Raw genomic sequence first — 19,644 nt, 5'->3', positions numbered from 1 at the left:
CTCGGAGCGGTCGCCCGGTCCAGAACACGGAACGGCGGCTGGAAGGCCCGGGTGTCAGCCTCTATGATCGGCACACTTTCCTGCGCGAACAGAGCACGAACAGAGATCGAGGCACTGCGGGAGCGAGCGGTGAACGGAACCTCCGAAGGGCCGGCGCCCGCGGCAGACCTCGACCGGTCGGCCGTCACAGAGAGTGACAATAACCTGGCTCCTCGTACTCCGCGTACGGGACCCCCGACCTACCGCTCGGCGTTCACCGCCGCCCCCCTTGCCATGGCCGTCGTCGACGCCGAGGGCCTGGTCGTCAGCGCCAACGACACCCTGGGCACCCTGCTCGGCACCGACCCGGCCGCGCTGGCCGGCTGCGCGGCGGCCGACCTCGTCGACCTCGCCTCCGACGCCGGCACCTGGCACGCGTACCGCGAGGTGCTGCGGGGCGTGCAGCCCCGGCTGCGCTGCACCCGGCGGCTGAAACGGGCCGACGGGCACTCCCTGTGGGCGCAGGTGACGGTCGAACCCCTGGCCGACTCCGGGTCAGGCTCCGGCTCCGGCTCCGGCGACGCCCCGGGCCTGCTGCTGTCCGTCGTCGACATCAGCGCCCGGCGCGAACTCCAGGCCCGGCTGCGCCACCTCCAGATGCACGACCCGGTGACCCGGCTGCCCAACCGCGCCCTGTTCTTCGAACGTCTGACGGCCGCCCTGGAGGCGGAGACGTACGAGCACGGCGGCACCGGCCGGATCGGCGTGTGCTACCTGGACCTGGACGGCTTCAAGGCCGTCAACGACACCCACGGCCACCGCGTCGGGGACCGGCTGCTGGCCGCCGTGGCCGAACGCCTGACGCGGTGCGCGGAGGAAGCCGCCCACGGCCGGTCCCGGGCACCGCTGGTGGCCCGGCTCGGCGGCGACGAGTTCGCCCTCCTCGTGGAGGACTCCACGGGCACCGACCAGCTCGCCGACCTGGCCGAATCCGTACTGACGGCGCTCCAGCCGCCCTTCGAGCTGTCCGACCGCCGCCTCTCGGTCACCGCGTCCGTCGGCGTCGTCGAACGCCACACCGTCGGCACCACCCCCACCGCCCTGATGCAGGCGGCCGACACGACCCTGTACTGGGCCAAGGCCGACGGCCGGGCCCGCTGGACCCTCTTCGACCCCGAGCGCAACGCGAACCGCATGACCCGCCAGGCGCTGGCCGCCACGCTCCGCCCGGCCATCGACCGCGGCGAGTTCGCCCTGGAGTACCAGCCGCTGGTCGGCATGGAGGACGGCCGGGTGCGGGGCGTCGAGGCGCTCATCCGCTGGAATCATCCTCAGTTCGGCGTACTGGCGCCGAATCGGTTCATCGCACTGGCGGAGGAGGATGGATCAATCGTTCCGCTCGGCCGCTGGATCCTGCGCACGGCCTGCCACCAGGCCCGCCGCTGGCAGCTGGCCCACCCGGACGAGCCGCCGATCTTCGTCAGCGTCAATGTGGCGGTCCGCCAGGTCTGGGACTCCGACCTGGTCTCCGACGTGGCCCGGACCCTGGAGGAGACCGGCCTCCCGCCGCGGCTGCTGCAACTGGAGCTGACGGAGTCGGCCGTGATGGGCTCGGCGGGCCGCCCGCTCCAGGTTCTCAAGGCGCTCAGCCGCATGGGCGTGCACATCGCCATCGACGACTTCGGCACGGGCTACTCGAACCTGGCCTACCTCAGCCGGCTGCCGGTCTCGGTCCTCAAGCTGGACGGCGCGTTCGTGCGGGGCTTCCAGTACGACACCGTCCCGGACGGCCCCGGCGCCGTACCCGACGCGTCCGCCGCCAACCCGGCCGACGAGGTCATCGTCGAGGCGATGGTCCAGCTTGCCCACCGGCTCGGGCTGACCGTCACCGCCGAGTGCGTGGAGACCTCCGACCAGGCGACCCGCCTGCGCCGCATCGGCTGCGACACCGGTCAGGGCTGGCTGTACTCCCGGCCGGTGGCGCCGGACCGCATCTCCGCGCTGCTGGACGCCGCCGGGCCCGGGGCGGCCGGGGTTCAGGCCGGTGCGGGCAGCCCGTAGGCGTCGGCGATCAGCTCGTAGGAGCGCAGGCGTACGTCGCCGCCGTGGGCGTTGGCGGTGAGCATCAGCTCGTCGGCGCCGGTGCGCTTGTGCAGGTCGTCCAGGCCGGCGCGGACCTCGTCGGCGGTCCCGTGGATGACGTTGGAGTTCCAGGACCGCACGAACTCCAGCTCCGTCGGGCTGAAGTCGTAGGCCTCCGCCTCCTGCGGCGTCGGCACGAGCCCGGGGCGCCCGGTGCGCAGCCGCACCATGTTCAGGGCGGCGGCCAGCACCTGCCGGCGGGCCTCCTTCTCGTCGTCGGCCGCGAGGGCGGAGACTCCGATGAGGGCGTAGGGCGCGTCCAGGACCGCGGACGGCTCGAAGGACTCCCGGTACAGATCGAGGGCCGGCACGGTGTTCTGTGCCGAGAAGTGGTGCGCGAAGGCGAAGGGCAGCCCCAGGGTGCCGGCCAGCCGGGCGCTGAAGCCGGAGGAGCCGAGCAGCCAGACCGGCGGCCGGTGCGGGGACTGGACGCCGCCGGGAGAGGTCGCCTGCACGGGCCCCGGGACGGCGTGGATACGGCGGTAGGGGTGCCCGTCCGGGAAGTCGTCGTCCAGGAACCGGACCAGCTCGACGAGCTGCTGCGGGAAGTCGTCGGCGCCCTCGTTGAGACGGTCGGTGCGGCGCAGGGCCGCGGCGGTGGCACCGTCCGTGCCGGGCGCCCGGCCGAGGCCGAGGTCGACGCGGCCCGGCGCCATCGCCTCCAGCGTCCCGAACTGCTCCGCGATCACCAGCGGCGCGTGGTTGGGCAGCATGACGCCGCCCGACCCGAGCCGGATGCGGCCGGTGTGGGCCGCCAGATGGGCCAGGATCACCGCGGGCGAGGAGGAGGCGACGCCGGGCATGGAGTGGTGCTCGGCGACCCAGTACCGGTGGAAACCGCGGGACTCGGCGAGCCGGGCGATGTCCACGCTGGTCCGCAGGGCGTCGGTGGCGGTCCGGCCGGCACCGACGGTCACCAGGTCCAGTACGGACAGGGGGACGGGCGCGCTGCCGTGGGCGGTGCCCCGGATCTCCTCTGCGGCGTCTGCGGCCATGGTGGGGTGCCTCCTGTTGTGGTGTGACGTACGCGGTTCGCTGCGCGAGCCAACAGGAGGGGGCCTCCGGTTATTCCCCGGGAGGTGCGGGTCCTTGGCGGCTAGTCGACGGGCGAGACCCGGATCAGGTTGCCGTCCGGGTCCGTGACGACGAACGTGCGGCCGAAGACCTCGTCGTGAGGCTTCTCGAGCACGGTGACGCCCTTGGCCGCCCACGCGGCGTGGAGGTCGTCGACGGCCGCCGAGGAGCCCGGGACCATCAGGCCGACCTCCGAGGTGCGCGGCGTCCCCGGTGCGACCTGGTCCGCCCGGCCGCTCCAGAGCGCGAACAGCACGCCGGGCGCGACCTCGAAGGGAACGTAGCGCGGGGTGGTCATGACCGGCTCGATGTCGAACAGGTCGCGGTAGAACGCGGTCGCGCGCTCCACGTCGGTGACGTAGACGAGGAAGAGGTTGGGTGCGGACATGGGTGCCGGGCTCCTTCCGAGCGGGCCGGGTTTCGGCCGTCGCCGTCAGCTTCGCGTGAGAACCTGACACCATCTGTCGTGTTCGGGTGAGGAAGCCGTCGGATGGGTCGACCGCAACGCTTGATCGAACTCCTCGCGGTGCTGCAGGCGCGTCGCCGCACCACCGCCGAGTCGCTGGCCGAGGAGCTGGGGATCTCGACCAGGACGGTGCTCCGCGACGTGCGGGCGCTCGTCGACGCGGGCATCCCCGTCTTCACCGAGCGGGGCAAGTACGGCGGCATCGGCCTGCTGCCCGGCGACCAGGTGGACCTGTCGAAGCTGACGACCGGCGAGGCGGACCTGCTGCGTGCGGTCGGGCTCGATCTGGACCGGGCCCGCCATCTCGGCGGCGAGGCGACCGCGCGGTCGGCGCTGCGCAAGCTCACCCCGCGCCGGTCGGTGCCGTCCGCCCGGGACGACCTGCCGCTGGCCCTGACGGACGTGATCGCGATCGACAACCGGCCCTGGTTCGAGGACCCCGCGCCGATGCCCGACGTCGCCGGCCTGGTCCGGGACCTGCGCACGGCCAGGCGGCTGCGCATCGGCTACCGGCGCAGCGGTGCCGCGACCCTCCAGGAGCACGTGGTCGACCCGTACGGGCTCGTGCAGCGGGCCGGGCGCTGGTATCTCGTGGCCGACCGCGACCGGCGGCCCCGCATGTTCGCGCTGTCCCGCCTGGGGCACTGGGCGCTGCTCGACACCGCCCGCCGGCTGCGCCCCGGCGCGGATCTCGTCGGCACGGCGCGGGAATTGGGCGAGGCGCTGGAGGAGAGGCGGCGCGTCGTCGTCACGGCACGCCTCGACGCCGACCGCCTCGACCTGGCCCGCCGGGTGCTGGGCGCCCGGCTCGGGACGGCGGGCGACCCCGGGCAGGACGGGCGGGTCGAGATCACCGTGGCGTACGACCGGCTCGACGGGGTGCGGCAGTTGCTCCAGTTCAGCGACCACATCGAGGTCGTCGCACCGGAACCGGCCCGCCTGCTGATCCACCGGCTCGCCACCCGGATCGCCGACGCGCACACGCCTGGCGGCGTTGTCGGCGGCCCGTGATTCCGTGGCGAGGAAGAGAGTCCGCCTTGACGACCCTGCCCGGCCGGCCCCACACCGCACTGCTCGTCATCGACGTCCAGAACGGCGTGGTGACGGGCGCCCCCGACCGCGACGCCGTGATCGCGAACATCGACACCCTCGTCGGCAGGGCCCGCGCCCAACACGTCCCCGTGCTCCGGGTGCAGCACTCCGACGACGAACTCGAACAGGCACCGAGCCCCGGCAGTACGTGCCCGAGCTGGTCCGCGGGGAAGCGGAGCCACTCGTCCACAAGAGCTGCGGCGACTCCTTCGAGGGCACCGCCCTGGAGGCCCTCCTCGCCGAACGCGGGGTGGGCCGGCTCGTGGTGACGGGCGCCAGAGCGACATGTGCGTGCGCTCGACCCTCCACGGCGCCCTCGTCCGCGGCTACGACGTGACCCTGGTCGGCGACGGTCACCACGGACCGGGTGAACTTCTCGGCGGACCAGGCGGACACGGCACCGGCCTGACCACCGCCCGAACCACGAGGCGGATCAGCCCTGGACCGGGCGACCGTTGAAGCCCGGTGCACCGTGGCCGGGACAGGGACAGGGACAGGGAACGGTGCCCAACGACAAGGGGGTGCGGGTGGCGAAGCCCCCGCCACGCGCGGCGAAGCCGCGCACAAAACAACGATGGCGAGACCGGTTCGCGCATTCCGCGAACATGCCTCGCCATCGACAACGTGCGCCGCCAGGGACTCGAACCCCGGACCCGCTGATTAAGAGTCAGCTGCTCTAACCAACTGAGCTAGCGGCGCCTGCTGACGTCGTAGACCTTAGCACCCTGGTCGGCGGAGGGAAAAATCGAAATCCGCACCGCCGTGCGGGCCGCCCGCACGGCCGCCCAGAGCAGGACCTCCGGGCCCGGCAGCCACGGCCGGCGGGTGTCAGGGGCCACCAGCCAACGGGAGTCCGAGCGGGCCGGCGCGCCCCCGGGGGCGGGTACGGTCACCGCGTCTCCGGCGCCGTGGCACAGCAGCGGCGGCACCGAGCCGGCATGGCCGTCCTCCCGGCCGCGCGCGCTCCACTCCTCCCACTCCAGCAGCGAGGGCAGCCGCTGGGCCGTGCCGGGCGCGGCGAACAGCAGCATCCGGCCCCGGAACTCGGCCACCGGTCCCGACCCCGGGCCCTCTTCCCACATCCGGTCCAGCATCCGGCGGCCGAAGATCGCGGGGGTGCTCACCACGTCGAAGACGCAACCGCAGGGCAGGACCACGGGGGCCGCGGGCCGCTCCTCCCAGAACGCGAGCGTGCCGCGCGGATACGCGCCCGCCGAGGCCAGCCAGGCGGCACCGGCCGAGGTGACGTCCGAGGCGTGGGGGGCGGCGTTGCGTGTGCTCCTCATGTCGCATACATCTACCCGGCGTGAGGAACCCGCTGCGCTGGGTTGCGGGAAACCGGGACAGGAGGGCGGAGGCAGGAGTATCTTGCCCAGCCTCCTGGCATATTCGGGCCCACCGCCCGGCCGGCCTCGCGGGTCACATCGGGTCGGCGTGGCCCCGGGGGCCGCCCTCGCCGTCGCGCATCAGGTCCCGCCCGAACTCCACCATCTTCTTGGCGTAGTCCTCGGTCCACTCGGCCCGCTCGGCGATGTCCGCGGCCGTCAGCCGGTCGAACCGCCGCGGATCCGCCAGTTGCGCGGCGGCGAGCGCCTGGAACTCCATCGCCCGGTCGGCCGCCGACCGGAACGCCTGGGTCAGTTCGGTGGCCCGGTCCAGCAGCGCCCGGGGGTCGTCGATCGACTCGAGGTCGAAGAAGTGCTCCGGGTCGGCGGCCGCCTCCGCCGGCTCGAAGAGCAGGGGCGCGGGGCGTAGCCGCGGTTCGTTCCGACGCGGCGTGGGCTCCGCCATGTCTTCTCCTCCTCGTGCGTGACGACGACCTCCCCGTGTGCGGGGGCACCCCGGTGGAGTGGGCCGTCGTCCATTGTCCCGCGTCCGTGCAAGGGGGCGGGGCACGTGTCCGCTCCCGCGTTCCGGACACACCCCGCCCGCCCTCGCGGGACCGCCCGGCGGCTACCCGGCGTAGGTCTCGTACTCGGCGATCCTCGGGGTGCCGGAGGAGCCGGTGATCTCGAAGGTGATCTTGCGCAGGGAGGTGGGCGGGAAGGTGACGGCGCCCGCTCCGCTGCCGGAGGCGAGGACGGCGCCGGTGTCGGCGTCGACGACCCGGTAGGAGCCGACGCGGCCCGTGGCGTCCGGCGACTCCCGGATGTCGATCCTGGAGACGGTGGTGGCGGCGCCCCACTTGACGGAGATGGCGCCGGTCGGGCCGGCCGGCGACCAGTAGGTGCTCATGTCGCCGTCGCGTACGTCGCCGTAGCTGGTGCCGGCGGCCTTGCTGGAGCCGTCGGAGTCGGCCCCGATGCTGAGGTTGGCCCCGCTGGGCGGACCCGTCGGGTCGGTCGGGTCGGTCGGGCCCGGCGACGGGGTCTGCGGCGAGCAGTTTCCGTCCGAGACCCGCAGCCCCTTGCCCGCGCCCGCGGTGGCGCTCACCACGCTCGGCACGCAGGAGGCGTCGTCGAGGCTGTAGGGGTAGGGGACGGACACCGTGGTGTTGGACGTTGGGTTCGGGCCTGCGGGCTGGTTGTCGCCGCTGGGGGCGGACCAGGTCACGTTGTCGAAGATGTTGCCGCCGACCTGCCAGTACCCGGCCTCGCTGGTGTAGAAGGTGCCGAGTACGTCCTTGGAGTCCTCGAAGTAGTTGTTGTCGACCTTGGCCTTCGCGCCCGCCCGGGAGTTGATGCCGGACGCGTGGAGGTCCACGTAGTGGTTGTTGTAGATGTGCGAGACGCCGCCCCGCAGCAGCGGCGTACGGGAGTCGATGTTCTCGTACAGGTTGTGGTGGAAGGTGATGTGGCCGTTGGTGAGGTCGCTCTCGCTTGAGCCGATCAGTCCGCCGCGGCCGGAGTTGCGCAGGATGCTGTAGGACAGGGTCACGTACTGGGTGTTGGCCTTCAGGTCGAAGAGGCCGTCGTAGCCCTCCGCCTCCCCGCCGGAGGCCTCCAGGGTGGTGTGGTCGACCCAGACGTTGCGCACGTCGCTCTCCATCCCGATGGCGTCGCCGCCGTTGGAGAGGGGCGAGCCGGACTTCTTGACGTTCCGGACCGTCACGTTCTGGATGATGATGTTGTGGGCTTCCCGGATGTGGATGCCCAGTTGGTCGAAGACGGCACCGCCGCCCACTCCGATGAGCGTGACGTTGCTGATCTGCTTGAGTTCGATCTTGTCGTCGGCGGTGTTGCAACTGCCGCCCGACACCTTGCTGGTGTTGCCGTGGTTGATGGTGCCCTCGACCTCGATGGTGATCGGGGTGCTGCTGCCGGCCCGGCCGCACAGGGCCTGGTGGATCGCGGTCCCGGTGGTGGCCCGGACCGTCTGTCCGCCCGCGCCTCCGGTCGTGCCGCCGTTCTGGGTCGCGTAGCCGGTGGCGTCACCGGCCGCCGCTGCCGCCTCGGGCGCCGGCAGCAGTACGCCGGTGGCGGCCGCGAGGGCCAGTGTGCCGAGCGCCGCCTGGAGTCGCAGCGCGACTGGTCGTCTCATCCTCGGTCTCCCCTTCGCCTTCACATGCCGGAACGACCGCCATGTCGTGATCATGTCAATACGACCAGGCGGGAAAGCGCTTTCTCGGCGTGAGAATAGGACTGCCCCCGAGGGCTGACAAGGGTTCAGGTTCGTTCAGATTGAGGAATCATGGCCATGGACATGAACCGGAGGGCGTCGATGTGCACCCCGGCCCAAGCTGCGGTACGATCATCCTGCCTGAACAAGGGGGCCCAACCCCCGGCAGCGGGTAGTGCGTTGGTGGTCCAAGGAAAGACGCCTCACTTCCCGTGAGGAAATGCAGGTGCAAGGCCTGCCCAGCGCTCGACGAGAACCCCGGCCCCGCTCTCGCGGGACCGGGGTTCTTCCGTGTCCGGTCGTGCTCTGCAGCGTCCGCCGCTCAGGCCTGCACCAACGGCTCCCGCGTGAACAGGGCGCCCAGTTCCGGCGCGTTGACCCGGCGGTCCGCCAGCCGCAGGCCCTCCCAGATGGTGACCTGGTTCGCGGTGAGGACCGGCTTGCCCACCTCCTTCTCCAGGGCCGGGATGTGGGCCGCCGTGTGCAGGGCCGTGTCCGGGAGCAGGATCGCCTCCACGTCCGGGCGGTCGGCGGCGCGGGCCAGCGCCAGCACCTCCGACTCGGTCCAGGTGCCGACCTCGGCCGCCGTGATGATGCCCGAGCTGACGACGTCGGCCACCTCGATGCCGGCGGCGCCGAGGAAGTCCGCGAAGAGCCGCGCCACGTCGTCCGGATAGGTCGCCCCGATCGCGACGCGCCGGACCCCGATCTCCTCCACCGCGCGCACGAAGGCGAAGGACGTGGACGAGGCTGGCAGCCCCGCCGCCTGGGCCAGGGAGCGCACCTGCTCCTGGGCGCCCTCCCAGCCGCGTACGAAGCTTCCGCTGGTGCAGGCCCACACCACGGCGTCGGCACCCGAGAGCCGCAGTTGCGCCACGCCCGCCGCGAGCCGCTGCGGCGAGCCCATCTCGCGCAGCGCGTCGACCCGGTGCGCGTCCTCGCCGATGTCCGTGTGCACCAGGTCCACCCGGATGTCGCTGCCCAGGAGCTGCTCGATGCGTGGATAGTCGTCCTCGCCGGAGTGGCCCGGGTACAGGAATCCCAGTGCTGTCATGTCCACCCTTCCTGCTGCTGTTCCGTGTCCGGGGCGTCGCCGACGCCCGGGATGTCCGCCACCGCGGGACCGACCGGACCCGCCACCGCCGGACCCACCGGGCCCGGCACCGTGGGACCGGTGCGCGCAGCCGGATCGGTCAGCGCCTGATACGGCCCCACCGCAGGAGTACCCAATCGGCGCAGTGCCGCCCACATCGTCACTTGGTTGGCCGAGATCACCGGGATTCGCAGCTCGGCCTCCAACTGCGGGATGACGTCGTAGGTGGGCAGGTTCGTACAGGAGATGAACAGGGCGTCCGCCGCCCCCGGGGCCGGCACCGCCTGGCGTGCCATCTCGGCCACGTCCCGGTACGGGACCTTCCAGATGTGCCGGGTCAGCCCCATGAAGGCGCAGCCGGTGACCGTCACGCCGGCCTCGGCGACATACGCCTCCAGCGCCCGAGTCACGGACACGGTGTACGGGGTCACCAGCGCGACCCGGCGTACGCCCAGCTCGGCCAGCGCGTCCAGCAACGCGCCGGAGGTGGTCACGGACGGGACCGCGCCCGCCCAGGTCATCGCCTCGCGCATGGCGCGTTCGCCGGTGATGCCGCCGACGAAGCTGCCCGAGGTGCAGGCGTAGGCGACGACGTTGGGCGCGATGGCGGTGAGGGTGCGCACCGCCTCGCCGAGCGTCTCGTGCTCGCTGACCAACCGGGCGAGGTCCAGACTGACCTCGACCGGCACGTACGGAGTGCGCGTCACATGCAGCGAGACCTCGTCGGGCACCCATCGCCACAGCTCGCGATCGAGTGCGAAGTCGAAGGGGGCGACCACGCCGACCCCGCGTTGCGGAGCTGGTCCGCCGAGAAAGGAGATGTCCATGGCACGCACCGGCCTCACACTGAGAAAGGGGAGGACAACGCACCGTTACGCACGGCCGTGTTGACGAAGGTAGGTTGCGGTGCGAGCGTGGTCAATCCGCCCGCGTCACCTCCAGGTCAACAGCCGGTTAACTTCCCCGTCAACACCTGAACCGCCCGTGCCCACCCACCGGAGACAGGCCTGCCGATGACCACGCCCACGCTCCTCGTCCTGGACGCCGAACCCCTCCCCCGGCTGGGCCGGCTGACCGGCCGGGCCCGCATCGAGCACACCGACGGGCAGGACCTCGCCGAGCGGCTGCCGCACGCCGACGTGCTGCTCGTGTGGGACTTCGCCTCGCACGCGGTGCGCCGGGCGTGGCCCGGCGGCGGCCCGCGCCCGCGCTGGGTGCACACGGCGAGCGCCGGGGTGGACCATCTGATGTGCCCGGAGCTGGCCGATTCGGACACGGTGGTGACCAACGCGCGCGGTGTCTTCGACCAGCCGATCGCCGAGTACGTCGCCGCGCTCGTACTGGCGATGGCCAAGGACCTGCCCACGACCCTGCGGTTGCAGGGCGAGCGGACCTGGCGGCACCGCGAGTCGGCGCGGGTGGCCGGAACCCGCGCCTGCGTGGTCGGTTCCGGGCCGATCGGGCGGGCGGTCGCGCGGACGCTGGAGGCGCTCGGCATCACCACCGCGCTGGTCGGCCGCACCCCCCGCCCCGGTGTGCACGGCACCGGCGAGCTGGACCGGCTGCTGGCCGGCGCCGACTGGGTGGTGGCGGCGGCGCCGCTCACCGACGAGACGCGCGGCATGTTCGACGCCCGGAGGTTCGCGGTGATGCCGCCCGCCGCCCGGTTCGTGAACGTGGGGCGGGGGCAACTGGTCGTCGAGGACGATCTCGCCGAGGCGCTGACCGGGCGCCGGATCGCGGGCGCCGCCCTCGACGTGCTGGACCACGAGCCCCTCGCGCCCGACAGCCCGCTGTGGGAGGTGCCCGGCCTGATCATCTCGCCGCACATGAGCGGGGACACGATCGGCTGGCGGGACGAGCTGGGGGCGCAGTTCGTGGAGTTGTTCGAGAGCTGGGCGGCGGGTCGGCCGCTGGCGAACGTGGTCGACAAGAAGCGCGGATACGTGCCCGGACACTGAACGTCCCCCAGGAAACCCGGGAGGGTGCATGACCGACCTCACCGAGCTGACCGCGGTCCAGCTCGTCGACGGCTATCGCAAGGGCGGGTTCAGCCCCGTGGAGGTGACCCGGGCGGCGCTGGAGCGGGCCGGGGAGAGCCTGGCGGAGGTGAACGCGTTCGTCCGGCTGACCGGCGAGGAGGCGCTCGACGAGGCCCGGCGGGCGGAGGCGCGGTGGCGGCGCGGGGAGCCGTGCGGGCGCCTCGACGGGGTGCCGGTCACGGTCAAGGACATCCTGCTGATGCGCGGCCACCCGACGCTGCGCGGCTCCCGGGCCGTCTCGCCGGACGGGCCCTGGGACGAGGACGCGCCGTCCGTCGCCCGGCTGCGCGAGCACGGCGCCGTGTTCCTCGGCAAGACGACGACGCCCGAGTACGGCTGGAAGGGCGTCACCGACTCGCCGCTGTCCGGCGTCACCCGCAACCCGCACGATCCGACCCGCACCGCGGGCGGCTCCAGCGGGGGCGCGGCGGCGGCCGTGGCGCTCGGGGCGGGGCCGCTGGCGCTCGGCACCGACGGCGGGGGCAGCGTGCGCATCCCGGCGTCCTTCTGCGGCGTCTTCGGCCTGAAACCGACGTACGGGCGGGTGCCGCTCTACCCGGCGAGCGCGTTCGGCACCCTCGCGCACGTCGGTCCGATCACCCGGGACGCGGCGGACGCGGCGCTGATGCTGGACGTCATCGGCACGCCCGACGCCCGGGACTGGTCGGCGCTGGGGCCCGCGCCCGGGTCGTACACCGAGGCCCTGTCGGGCGGGGTGCGGGGGCTGCGGGTGGCGTACTCGCCCTCGCTCGGCGGGCAGGTGGCGGTGCGTCCGGCGGTGGCCGGCGCGGTGCGGCGGGCGGTGGAGCGGCTGGCGGAGCTGGGCGCGTACGTGACGGAGGCCGATCCCGACTTCACGGACCCGGTGGAGGCCTTCCACACGCTGTGGTTCAGCGGGGCGGCGCGCGTGGTGCAGCATCTGCGGGCCGGGCAGCGGGAGCTGCTCGACCCGGGGCTGCGGGAGATCGTCGGGGTGGGGGCCGGGTACTCGGCGCTGGAGTACCTGGCCGCGGTGGACGTCCGGATGGAGCTGGGCCGGCGGATGGGCCTCTTCCACGAGACGTACGACCTGCTGGTCACGCCGACCCTGCCGATCACCGCCTTCGAGGCGGGGATCGAGGTGCCCAAGGGCTCGGGGCACCGGCGGTGGACGGGGTGGACGCCCTTCACCTATCCGTTCAACCTGACCCAGCAGCCGGCGGCGACCGTGCCGGTGGGGGTGGACGGGGACGGGTTGCCCATCGGCGTGCAGGTCGTCGCGGCGCGTCACCGGGACGATCTGGTGTTGCGGGCGGGGCATGCGTTGTGCGAGGCGGGGGTTTGAGGGGGTAGGTGCGTCGCGTGTACGTCGGTCGAGAGGTGGCCGGCGTGGGGGTGGGCCGGGGGGGTGTCGCGGCCCGGCGTTTCGGGGGCCGCTGCGCCCACCCGTGCCGCCCCCAGCGGCATGACTGCCCGCAGCTGGGGCGGCATGGCGGGTCCGCAGCTGGGGGCGGCACGGGTGGGCGGCTGCGAGGGATGGATCTACGCTCGGCGGAAGCTGAGGGTTTCTCCCGCTGCTCCTGTGCGCCACAGGTCGTTGCAGGCCTCGGCCATGGTGTCCAGGCCCTCGACGATCTGGCCCCAGACGGTGCCGGGGACCCAGCCGACGTTGGCGTTGAGCAGCAGGTTGTTCCGCTCGTAGAAGAGGGCCAGGTCGACGAGGGTGGCGCCCGGCCGGACCTCGCGGTCGTAGCCGTACGCCTTGGTGCCCAGCTCGGCACCCGCGAAGGCGAAATAGCACAGATCGCCCGGAATGGGAGTGACCGTGGGATTCTCCAGTGGCGGTTCGGACGGGGCGAAGGGCGGGAAGAGGGCGTAGATCTCGTTGCGCGCGTACTTGGCGTGATACACGTCGCTGCCGAGAGGGAGCGCGTCCCAGACCGCCGCGCAGGTGATCGGGGCCCGGTCGTCCAGCAGTTGGGCCGTGCAGGTGATTCCGCGCTTGACCAGCGAGACTTCGATGTAGCGATCAGCCATACCCTCCATGGCAGTGCCCCGCGGCCCCCGGGTCAAGGGCGCCGGGCCGAGATATCGGACTGAAAAAGATCGGCATAACCTGCCCCCCTTCGGGTAGCTGCGCGCCCATGGCTCGACCACACAGAACCCTGCCAAGGGGTATATCCGTCCATACATCCGGACCCACACGCCGGTCGCTGCTCGCGGGGGTGGCGGCGCTCGGCGCACTGGGGGCGGCCGGCTGCTCCAGGGTGGCCACCGCGTCCGACGTGAAAGGCGGCGACCTTCTCGAGCGGCTCAAGGCACAGGGCGTGGCCCGGCTCGGCATCGCGGGCGAGATCCCCTTCGGGTACATCGACAAGAACGGCGAGCTGACCGGCGAGGCGCCGGAGCTGGCGAAGGTCATCTTCAAGCGGCTCGGGGTGGACCGGGTGCAGCCGGTGCCGACGGAGTTCGGCTCCCTCATCCCGGGGCTCGCCTCGCAGCAGTTCGAACGTCGTGGCGGCCGGCATGTACATCAACGCGGACCGCTGCGAGCAGGTCATCTTCTCCGACCCCGACTACCAGATGCTCGACGCCTTCATCGTGCGCAAGGGGAACCCCCTCGGGCTGCACGACTACAAGGACGTTGTGGAGAAGAAGGCCAAGTTCGCGACCGGTACCGGCTACGCCGAGATCGCCTACGCGACGGAGGCCGGGTACAAGGAGAGCGACATCCTCATCGTGCCCGACCAGGTGGCCGGCCTCAACGCCGTCGAGGCCGGGCGCGTGGACGTTTCGCGGGCACGGCGCTGACGGTGCGCGAGGTGGTCAAGAAGTCCACCAAGGCCGAGGCGACGGAGGCCTTCCATCCGCTCGTCGACGGCGAACCGCACACCGACGGCGGCGGTTTCGCCTTCCGTCCGAACGAGACCAATCTGCGCGACGCGTTCAACGTCGAGCTGCACAAGCTCAAGAAGAGCGGCGAGCTGCTGCGCATCCTCAAGCCCTTCGGTTTCACCCAGGACGAGATGACCGATCTGACCGCGAAGGAGCTGTGCGGCGGATGACATCAGGACTGTGGGAACTCGTACTCAGGGGCGTCTGGGTCACCCTCCAGCTGCTCTTCTTCAGCTCGCTGCTTGCGGCGGCCGTCTCCTTCGTGATCGGCATCGCGCGCACCCACCGGCTGTGGATCGTCCGCTTCCTCGCGGGCTTCTACACCGAGGTGTTCCGCGGGACCTCCGCGCTGGTGATGATCTTCTGGGTGTTCTTCGTGCTGCCACCGGCGTTCGGCTGGCAGCTGGTGCCGATGTGGGCCGGCACGCTGGCGCTCGGTCTGACCTACGGGGCGTACGGCTCCGAGATCGTGCGCGGCGCGCTCGGCGCGGTCGACCCGGCGCAGCGGGAGGGCGGCATCGCGCTCAGCTTCACGCCCTGGCAGCGGATGCGGCTGATCCTGCTGCCGCAGGCGGTGCCCGAGATGATCCCGCCCTTCTCCAACCTGCTGATCGAGCTGCTCAAGGGCACCTCCCTGGTGTCGATCATGGGCATGGGCGACCTGGCCTTCAGCGGCAATCTGGTGCGGCTCGCGCTCCAGGAGAGCGCTGAGATCTACACGTACATCCTGCTGATCTACTTCGTGATCGCGTTCCTGCTCACGCGGGTGATGCGGGGTCTGGAGAAGAAGCTGAAGGCGGGCGTCGGGAAGGTGCCGCAGAAGAAGACGGCCGCCGTGCCGGTGCCCGAGGGAAGTGGTGTGTCGTGAACTGGGACTGGAGCGCGGTCTCCGACTTCATGCCGCACTTCTGGGACGGTCTGCTGGTCACCCTGCAGATCCTGGTCCTCGGCTCGCTGGTCTCGTTCGGTCTGGGTCTGGTGTGGGCGCTGCTGATGCGGGTGCCGAGCCGCTGGGTGACCTGGCCGATCGGGGTGGTGACGGAGTTCGTCCGGAACACCCCGCTGCTGGTGCAGTTGTTCTTCCTCTTCTACGTGCTGCCCGAGTGGGGCATCACCTTCTCGGCGCTGACCACCGGTGTGGTCGCGATCGGCCTGCACTACTCGACGTACACGATGCAGGTCTACCGGGCCGGCATCGAGGGGGTGCCGGTCGGCCAGTGGGAGGCCGCGACGGCGCTGAACCTGCCGCTGCGCAAGACGTGGACGGCGGTGATCCTGCCGCAGGCGATCCGCCGGGTGGTGCCCGCCCTGGGCAACTACGTGATCTCCATGCTGAAGGACACGCCGCTGCTGATGGCGATCACGGTGCTGGAGATGCTCGGCGAGGCACGGCTGTTCTCGCAGCAGAACTTCCAGTTCACCGAGCCCCTGACGGTGATCGGTGTGGCCTTCATCCTCATCTCCTACCTGGCCTCCCTTGCCCTGCGAGCCCTGGAGCGACGCCTTGTCCACTGACACTCAGCCCAACCCCGAGAAGAGCCCCGAGCGCGGCGGCGACGAGCTGATCCGGCTGGAGCAGGTCACCAAGCGGTTCGGGGACAACATCGTCCTCGACCATCTCGACTTCTCCGTGGACGCCGGCAAGCACGTCACCCTGATCGGGCCGTCGGGTTCGGGCAAGACGACGATCCTGCGGCTGCTCATGACGCTGCTCAAGCCCGACGAGGGCACGATCACCGTGGGCGGGCAGCGCCTGTTCCCGGCCCCCGAGAAGCAGCGCCGCGAGGTGCGCAAGCAGATCGGGATGGTGTTCCAGCAGTTCAACCTGTTCCCGAACATGACGGTGCTGCGCAACATCACCGAGGCACCGGTCACCGTGCTCGGCATGTCCAAGGACGAGGCGGTGGAGCGGGCCAACGGCCTGCTGGACCTGGTGGGCCTGGCCGACAAGAGCGGCGCCCACCCCGCCCAGCTCTCCGGCGGCCAGCAGCAGCGCGTGGCGATCGCCCGTGCGCTGGCGATGCGGCCGAAGGTGCTGCTGCTCGACGAGGTGACCTCGGCGCTGGACCCGGAGCTGGTCGCGGGCGTCCTCGACGTGTTGCGGGACATCGCGCGCACCACGGACATCACCATGCTCTGTGTGACCCACGAGATGAACTTCGCGCGGGACATTTCGGACCAGGTCCTGATGTTCGACTCGGGCCGGGTCATCGAGGCCGGTCCGCCGGAGAAGATCTTCAGCGAGCCGGAGCACGACCGGACCCGGGAGTTCCTCAGCGCGGTGCTGTAGTCGCGCCGCGTCGCCGCCCCAACGTCCGAGGCCGGGACGCTGGGGCGGACCGGGGGCCCTGGAATACCGCCAACAACCCCTCGCACCGCACCCCTTGACGGCTATCGTTGAAGGGATCCGCTGTCCGGGTCGGGGGCAGGGCAGGCCTACCAGCCAGCACAGGGGGAGACCACCGTGGCGCTGGAGCACAAGCCGACCGCGCCGCACCACTCGGCCCAGGACGCCCTGCGTGTCCTCGAGACGGTGGCGCGGCACACCTCCGGAGTCACCTGCACGGAACTCGCCCGGCACTCCGGCCTCGACCGGGAGCGACTGGCCACGCTGCTGGTCATGCTCGGCCGCGAGGGCTACGTCGAGGAGACCGCCGACGGCGCGTACGTCACCGGGGAGGCCCTGGCCCGGCTGGGTTCGGCGCACGGCCGTGAGCAGGCCCAGCATGCCAAGCTCCAGCGCACCCTGGACGGGCTGCGCGACGCGACGGGCGCCGCCGTCTACATCAGCCGGTACGTCGACGGCGAGGTCAGCGTCACCCAGTACGCCGACAGCCCGGCCACGCCCAGGGTGAACGAGTGGGTGGACTTCCGGGTCTCGGCGCACGCCACCGCGGTCGGCAAGAGCCTGCTGACCCAACTGGACCACGCCGGGCGCCGCGACCATCTCGCCCGGCACAAGATGGCCCGTCTGACCTCGCGCACCATCACCAGCGACAAGCTTCTGCTGTCCCGGCTGGAGTCCCAGCCGCCCACCGTGCCCGTGCTCGACCTCCAGGAGTACGCGGTGGGCACGGTCTGCGCGGCCGTCCCGATCACCGCCGGTTCCGCCGTGGGCTGCCTGGCCCTGTCCCTCCCGGTCGAGCACGCGCACCGGCTGCGCCGGGCCGCGGACGAGCTGAACCGCAGCGCGGCGCCGGTGCTGCTGTCGCTGGCGATCTAGGGGATGCGCGGGCCCCGGCCGGCGCCTGGTCGGGAGCACTGCCGGGGACCGGGTAGTATTTTCGTCGTCGTCGGCCGCGGAAGCGGACGGCGGGAGTCATGCGCCGCTAGCTCAGTTGGTTAGAGCAGCTGACTCTTAATCAGCGGGTCCGGGGTTCGAGTCCCTGGCGGCGCACTTCGAAGGAGCCCCTCGCGACGGCGGGGGGCTCCTCGCGTGCGCCCGGGGCCCCTCCTAGAACGTGACGTCCGAGCAGGCGTAGAACGCGTTGGCGGTGTCGGCCACCGTCCACACCGCGACGACGACGTGGTGTCCGCTCAGCCCCGACGGCAGTGTGCCGCTGTGGGAGAGCGTCTCCGGCGGCTGCTGGTTGTTGTAGGGCACCGTCAGGAACGGCGTGAGGTTGAGGTCGGACCGGGCCAGGTTGTGATTCTGGTCCCAGCCCGCCCTGGTGACGTAGTACTTGAAGTCGGTCGTGGCGTGCCGGGCGGTGAACTGCCAGCGGAAGGTGTAGCTCTGCCCGCCGTTCACCTTGGTGGTCGGCCACGCCTGGCCGTTCGGCTGCCTGGGGCTGTCCAGCGGTGCGAACGGGCCGTTGCCCGCCGAACAGATCGCGCCGTCGGCCGGTCCGCCCGCCGGGAAGCCCTTGGGCCCCTCGACGCTCTGCGGCTCCCACTGGATGGCGCCGCAACCGCCGACCATGCCGTTCTGGCACACCTTCTGCCGGCTGACGGGCAGGTCGGTGTAGCCGTGGCCGCTGGCGCCGCCGGACGAGAGCACGAGGGCTCCGGTGGTCGCCATGCCCACCGCGGCGGCGTAGAACTTGGTCCTTGTGCGCATACTGCTGCTCCCTGGGACGTGGGGAAGTTCAGTGAGCCGTGCAGGTCTAGACCAAGTCCCAGATTATTGCCGTCAATTGAACATGTCCATACCAATCGAGGAACGTGTCAGGGCCCCGTGTCCCCGCGCCCCGCGCAGAACGCCACCGTGAGGTCCTTCACCAGTACCTTGCGCTCGTAGTTGTCGAGTTCGACCAGCCCGCGCACGGTCAGCCGGGTCACCGTGTCCTCCACCGAGTCCACGACCGAGGTGAGCACGCTCGCCCGCTGCGCCGCGTCCAGCGCGGCGATCCGGCGCCGGTGCATCGCGGCGGCGACCTCGGGGGCGTACTCCACCCGCACCGGCCGCACCGAGAACACCTCGATGCCCACCGGCGCCGCGTCCGCCGCCACCAGCCGGGTCAGCGTCTCGCCCGCCACGTCCGCCGAGCTGCGGACCGTGCCGAGCGGCTCCACCGGGACCCGGGCCAGCGCCGCCTCGACGCACTCGCGCAGATAGGTCTCGTGGTCCTCGACACCCAGCGTGGCCCGCGCGGTGTCGCGCACCCGCCACACCACCAGCGTCACCGCCCTGAGCGCGACCCCGTTGCCGTCGGCCGCGGGCATCGGCTCGCTGCGCCAGTGCCGCAGCCGCACGTCGACCCGGCGGCGAAGCAGCAGCGGGTTCACCCACATCAGGCCGGTGCGCCGCACCGTCCCCCGGTAGCGGCCGAACAGCCCGAGCACCCAGGCCCGTCCGGTGCGGCCCCGGGCCAGCCCGCCGAACCCGAAGAGACCCAGCGCCCCGGCGGACGCGTACGCCGCCCACTGTGCGGGCCCGAGCCCGGCGCCCGCGTGCACCGGCACCCCCAGCGCCTCGGCCGCGAGCGGCGGTACGAGCCCGGCCCACCAGGAGGTGAGCGCACAGCCGGCCGCCCCGCACGCCCCGGCGAGCACGCCCGCCGCGCCGGGCAGCACCCGGGCCGCACGCTCCGTCAGCTCCGGGTCCACCCGCGGCGCCGGGCGCGGTCGCGCCGTGACGGGGCGCCGCGCCCGGGGCTGCTCCCCCGTGCCCTGCCTGCGGCCGACCACCGCGGACCGCAACGGCACCGGGGCCGGGTCGGGATCGTCGCGGAACAGCAGGTGGACGGGGATCTCGGTGGTGGCCTCGTTGTGGATGAGCCGGGCGGCCCGGTGGCCGCTCTCCGGCGCCGCCGCGCTCTCGTCGGCGGCCGCCGACGTGGTCTCCGGGTTCGTTGAAGATGTCGTACTCATGCGTGCTCCAG

At 72.0% G+C, this 19,644-nt stretch carries 18 protein-coding genes, 2 tRNA genes and 2 pseudogenes; 11 read left to right on the top strand and 11 right to left on the bottom strand.

Features of this window, described 5'->3' with window-relative positions; all coding sequences use genetic code 11:
• Positions 1-129: 129 nt before the first annotated feature.
• Positions 130-2,040, top strand: a complete 1,911-nt coding sequence (locus AC4IHM_RS21180; RefSeq protein ID WP_490870891.1) for a putative bifunctional diguanylate cyclase/phosphodiesterase — start codon at positions 130-132, stop codon at positions 2,038-2,040.
• On the opposite strand, the gene AC4IHM_RS21175 is transcribed toward AC4IHM_RS21180, so the two are convergent.
• Both AC4IHM_RS21175 and AC4IHM_RS21170 read right to left on the bottom strand, forming a co-directional pair.
• Positions 2,016-3,116, bottom strand: a complete 1,101-nt coding sequence (locus tag AC4IHM_RS21175; RefSeq protein WP_490868577.1) for an LLM class flavin-dependent oxidoreductase — start codon at positions 3,114-3,116, stop codon at positions 2,016-2,018. The genes AC4IHM_RS21180 and AC4IHM_RS21175 overlap by 25 nt on opposite strands.
• Positions 3,117-3,217: 101 nt before the next feature.
• Positions 3,218-3,583, bottom strand: a complete 366-nt coding sequence (locus AC4IHM_RS21170) for a VOC family protein (protein WP_490868576.1) — start codon at positions 3,581-3,583, stop codon at positions 3,218-3,220.
• A 102-nt stretch (positions 3,584-3,685) separates the two neighbouring features.
• Here AC4IHM_RS21170 and AC4IHM_RS21165 point away from each other — a divergent pair, with 102 nt between their 5' ends.
• Both AC4IHM_RS21165 and AC4IHM_RS21160 read left to right on the top strand, forming a co-directional pair.
• The gene (locus AC4IHM_RS21165; protein ID WP_490868575.1) at positions 3,686-4,672 is read left to right on the top strand and encodes a helix-turn-helix transcriptional regulator; all 987 of its coding nucleotides are present in this window, start codon (positions 3,686-3,688) and stop codon (positions 4,670-4,672) included.
• A gap of 26 nt (positions 4,673-4,698) precedes the next feature.
• Positions 4,699-5,212 (top strand): annotated as a pseudogene (locus AC4IHM_RS21160) (isochorismatase family protein).
• Positions 5,213-5,378: 166 nt separating this feature from the next.
• On the opposite strand, the gene AC4IHM_RS21155 reads toward AC4IHM_RS21160, so the two are convergent.
• From AC4IHM_RS21155 to AC4IHM_RS21130, 6 genes are all read right to left on the bottom strand, one after another.
• A tRNA-Lys gene (locus AC4IHM_RS21155) sits at positions 5,379-5,452 on the bottom strand.
• A complete protein-coding gene (locus AC4IHM_RS21150) occupies positions 5,443-6,039 on the bottom strand; it encodes a bifunctional DNA primase/polymerase (RefSeq protein ID WP_490868574.1) in 597 nt (198 codons plus the stop codon). The genes AC4IHM_RS21155 and AC4IHM_RS21150 overlap by 10 nt, the downstream gene beginning before the upstream one ends.
• A gap of 133 nt (positions 6,040-6,172) precedes the next feature.
• Positions 6,173-6,544 carry a DUF8844 domain-containing protein gene (locus AC4IHM_RS21145; RefSeq protein WP_490868573.1) on the bottom strand — a complete coding sequence of 124 codons (372 nt, stop codon included), beginning with the start codon at positions 6,542-6,544 and terminating at the stop codon, positions 6,173-6,175.
• 162 nt (positions 6,545-6,706) lie between these two features.
• A complete protein-coding gene (locus tag AC4IHM_RS21140) occupies positions 6,707-8,233 on the bottom strand; it encodes a pectate lyase family protein (RefSeq protein WP_490868572.1) in 1,527 nt (508 codons plus the stop codon).
• Positions 8,234-8,633: 400 nt separating this feature from the next.
• On the bottom strand, positions 8,634-9,365 hold the full coding sequence (locus tag AC4IHM_RS21135; RefSeq protein WP_490868571.1) for a maleate cis-trans isomerase family protein: 732 nt from the start codon (positions 9,363-9,365) through the stop codon (positions 8,634-8,636).
• Positions 9,362-10,231, bottom strand: coding sequence for a maleate cis-trans isomerase family protein (locus tag AC4IHM_RS21130; RefSeq protein WP_490868570.1), 870 nt, complete (start codon positions 10,229-10,231; stop codon positions 9,362-9,364). Before AC4IHM_RS21130 ends, AC4IHM_RS21135 begins: the two co-directional genes overlap by 4 nt.
• Positions 10,232-10,417: 186 nt before the next feature.
• Between AC4IHM_RS21130 and AC4IHM_RS21125 the strand changes: the two genes are divergently transcribed.
• Together AC4IHM_RS21125 and AC4IHM_RS21120 are read left to right on the top strand one after the other, a co-directional pair.
• On the top strand, positions 10,418-11,365 hold the full coding sequence (locus AC4IHM_RS21125) for a D-2-hydroxyacid dehydrogenase (protein WP_490868569.1): 948 nt from the start codon (positions 10,418-10,420) through the stop codon (positions 11,363-11,365).
• A 28-nt stretch (positions 11,366-11,393) separates the two neighbouring features.
• Positions 11,394-12,770: an amidase gene (locus tag AC4IHM_RS21120; RefSeq protein ID WP_490868568.1), complete on the top strand. Its 1,377-nt coding sequence runs from the start codon at positions 11,394-11,396 to the stop codon at positions 12,768-12,770.
• Positions 12,771-12,967: 197 nt separating this feature from the next.
• Here the strand turns inward: AC4IHM_RS21120 and AC4IHM_RS21115 are convergent, their stop codons facing one another.
• The gene (locus tag AC4IHM_RS21115; protein WP_490868567.1) at positions 12,968-13,462 is read right to left on the bottom strand and encodes a DUF3830 family protein; all 495 of its coding nucleotides are present in this window, start codon (positions 13,460-13,462) and stop codon (positions 12,968-12,970) included.
• Between the two features lie 107 nt (positions 13,463-13,569).
• Between AC4IHM_RS21115 and ehuB the strand changes: the two are divergent.
• From ehuB to AC4IHM_RS21085, 6 genes and pseudogenes are all read left to right on the top strand, one after another.
• A pseudogene (gene ehuB, locus AC4IHM_RS21110) lies at positions 13,570-14,490 on the top strand (ectoine/hydroxyectoine ABC transporter substrate-binding protein EhuB).
• Complete coding sequence (ehuC, locus tag AC4IHM_RS21105; protein ID WP_490868566.1) at positions 14,487-15,188, top strand: ectoine/hydroxyectoine ABC transporter permease subunit EhuC; 702 nt, start codon at positions 14,487-14,489, stop codon at positions 15,186-15,188. Before ehuB ends, ehuC begins: the two are co-directional and overlap by 4 nt.
• Positions 15,185-15,835 (top strand): ectoine/hydroxyectoine ABC transporter permease subunit EhuD, encoded by a 651-nt coding sequence (gene ehuD / locus AC4IHM_RS21100; protein ID WP_490868565.1) that lies wholly within the window; start codon positions 15,185-15,187, stop codon positions 15,833-15,835. Before ehuC ends, ehuD begins: the two co-directional genes overlap by 4 nt.
• Positions 15,825-16,610: an amino acid ABC transporter ATP-binding protein gene (locus tag AC4IHM_RS21095; RefSeq protein ID WP_490868564.1), complete on the top strand. Its 786-nt coding sequence runs from the start codon at positions 15,825-15,827 to the stop codon at positions 16,608-16,610. The genes ehuD and AC4IHM_RS21095 overlap by 11 nt, the downstream gene beginning before the upstream one ends.
• 174 nt (positions 16,611-16,784) lie before the next feature.
• On the top strand, positions 16,785-17,543 hold the full coding sequence (locus AC4IHM_RS21090; protein ID WP_490868563.1) for an IclR family transcriptional regulator: 759 nt from the start codon (positions 16,785-16,787) through the stop codon (positions 17,541-17,543).
• Positions 17,544-17,643: 100 nt separating this feature from the next.
• Positions 17,644-17,717: transfer RNA gene (locus AC4IHM_RS21085), tRNA-Lys, on the top strand.
• 57 nt (positions 17,718-17,774) lie between these two features.
• Here the strand turns inward: AC4IHM_RS21085 and AC4IHM_RS21080 are convergent.
• On the bottom strand, positions 17,775-18,380 hold the full coding sequence (locus AC4IHM_RS21080; RefSeq protein WP_490868562.1) for a lytic polysaccharide monooxygenase auxiliary activity family 9 protein: 606 nt from the start codon (positions 18,378-18,380) through the stop codon (positions 17,775-17,777).
• Between the two features lie 107 nt (positions 18,381-18,487).
• Complete coding sequence (locus AC4IHM_RS21075) at positions 18,488-19,633, bottom strand: SPFH domain-containing protein (protein WP_490868561.1); 1,146 nt, start codon at positions 19,631-19,633, stop codon at positions 18,488-18,490.
• Positions 19,634-19,644: the final 11 nt, after the last annotated feature.

Source organism: Streptomyces sp. SL06 (assembly GCF_058244745.1).
Note: the sequence above shows the minus strand (reverse complement) of the source record. Positions and strands in the feature narration are given on the sequence as shown.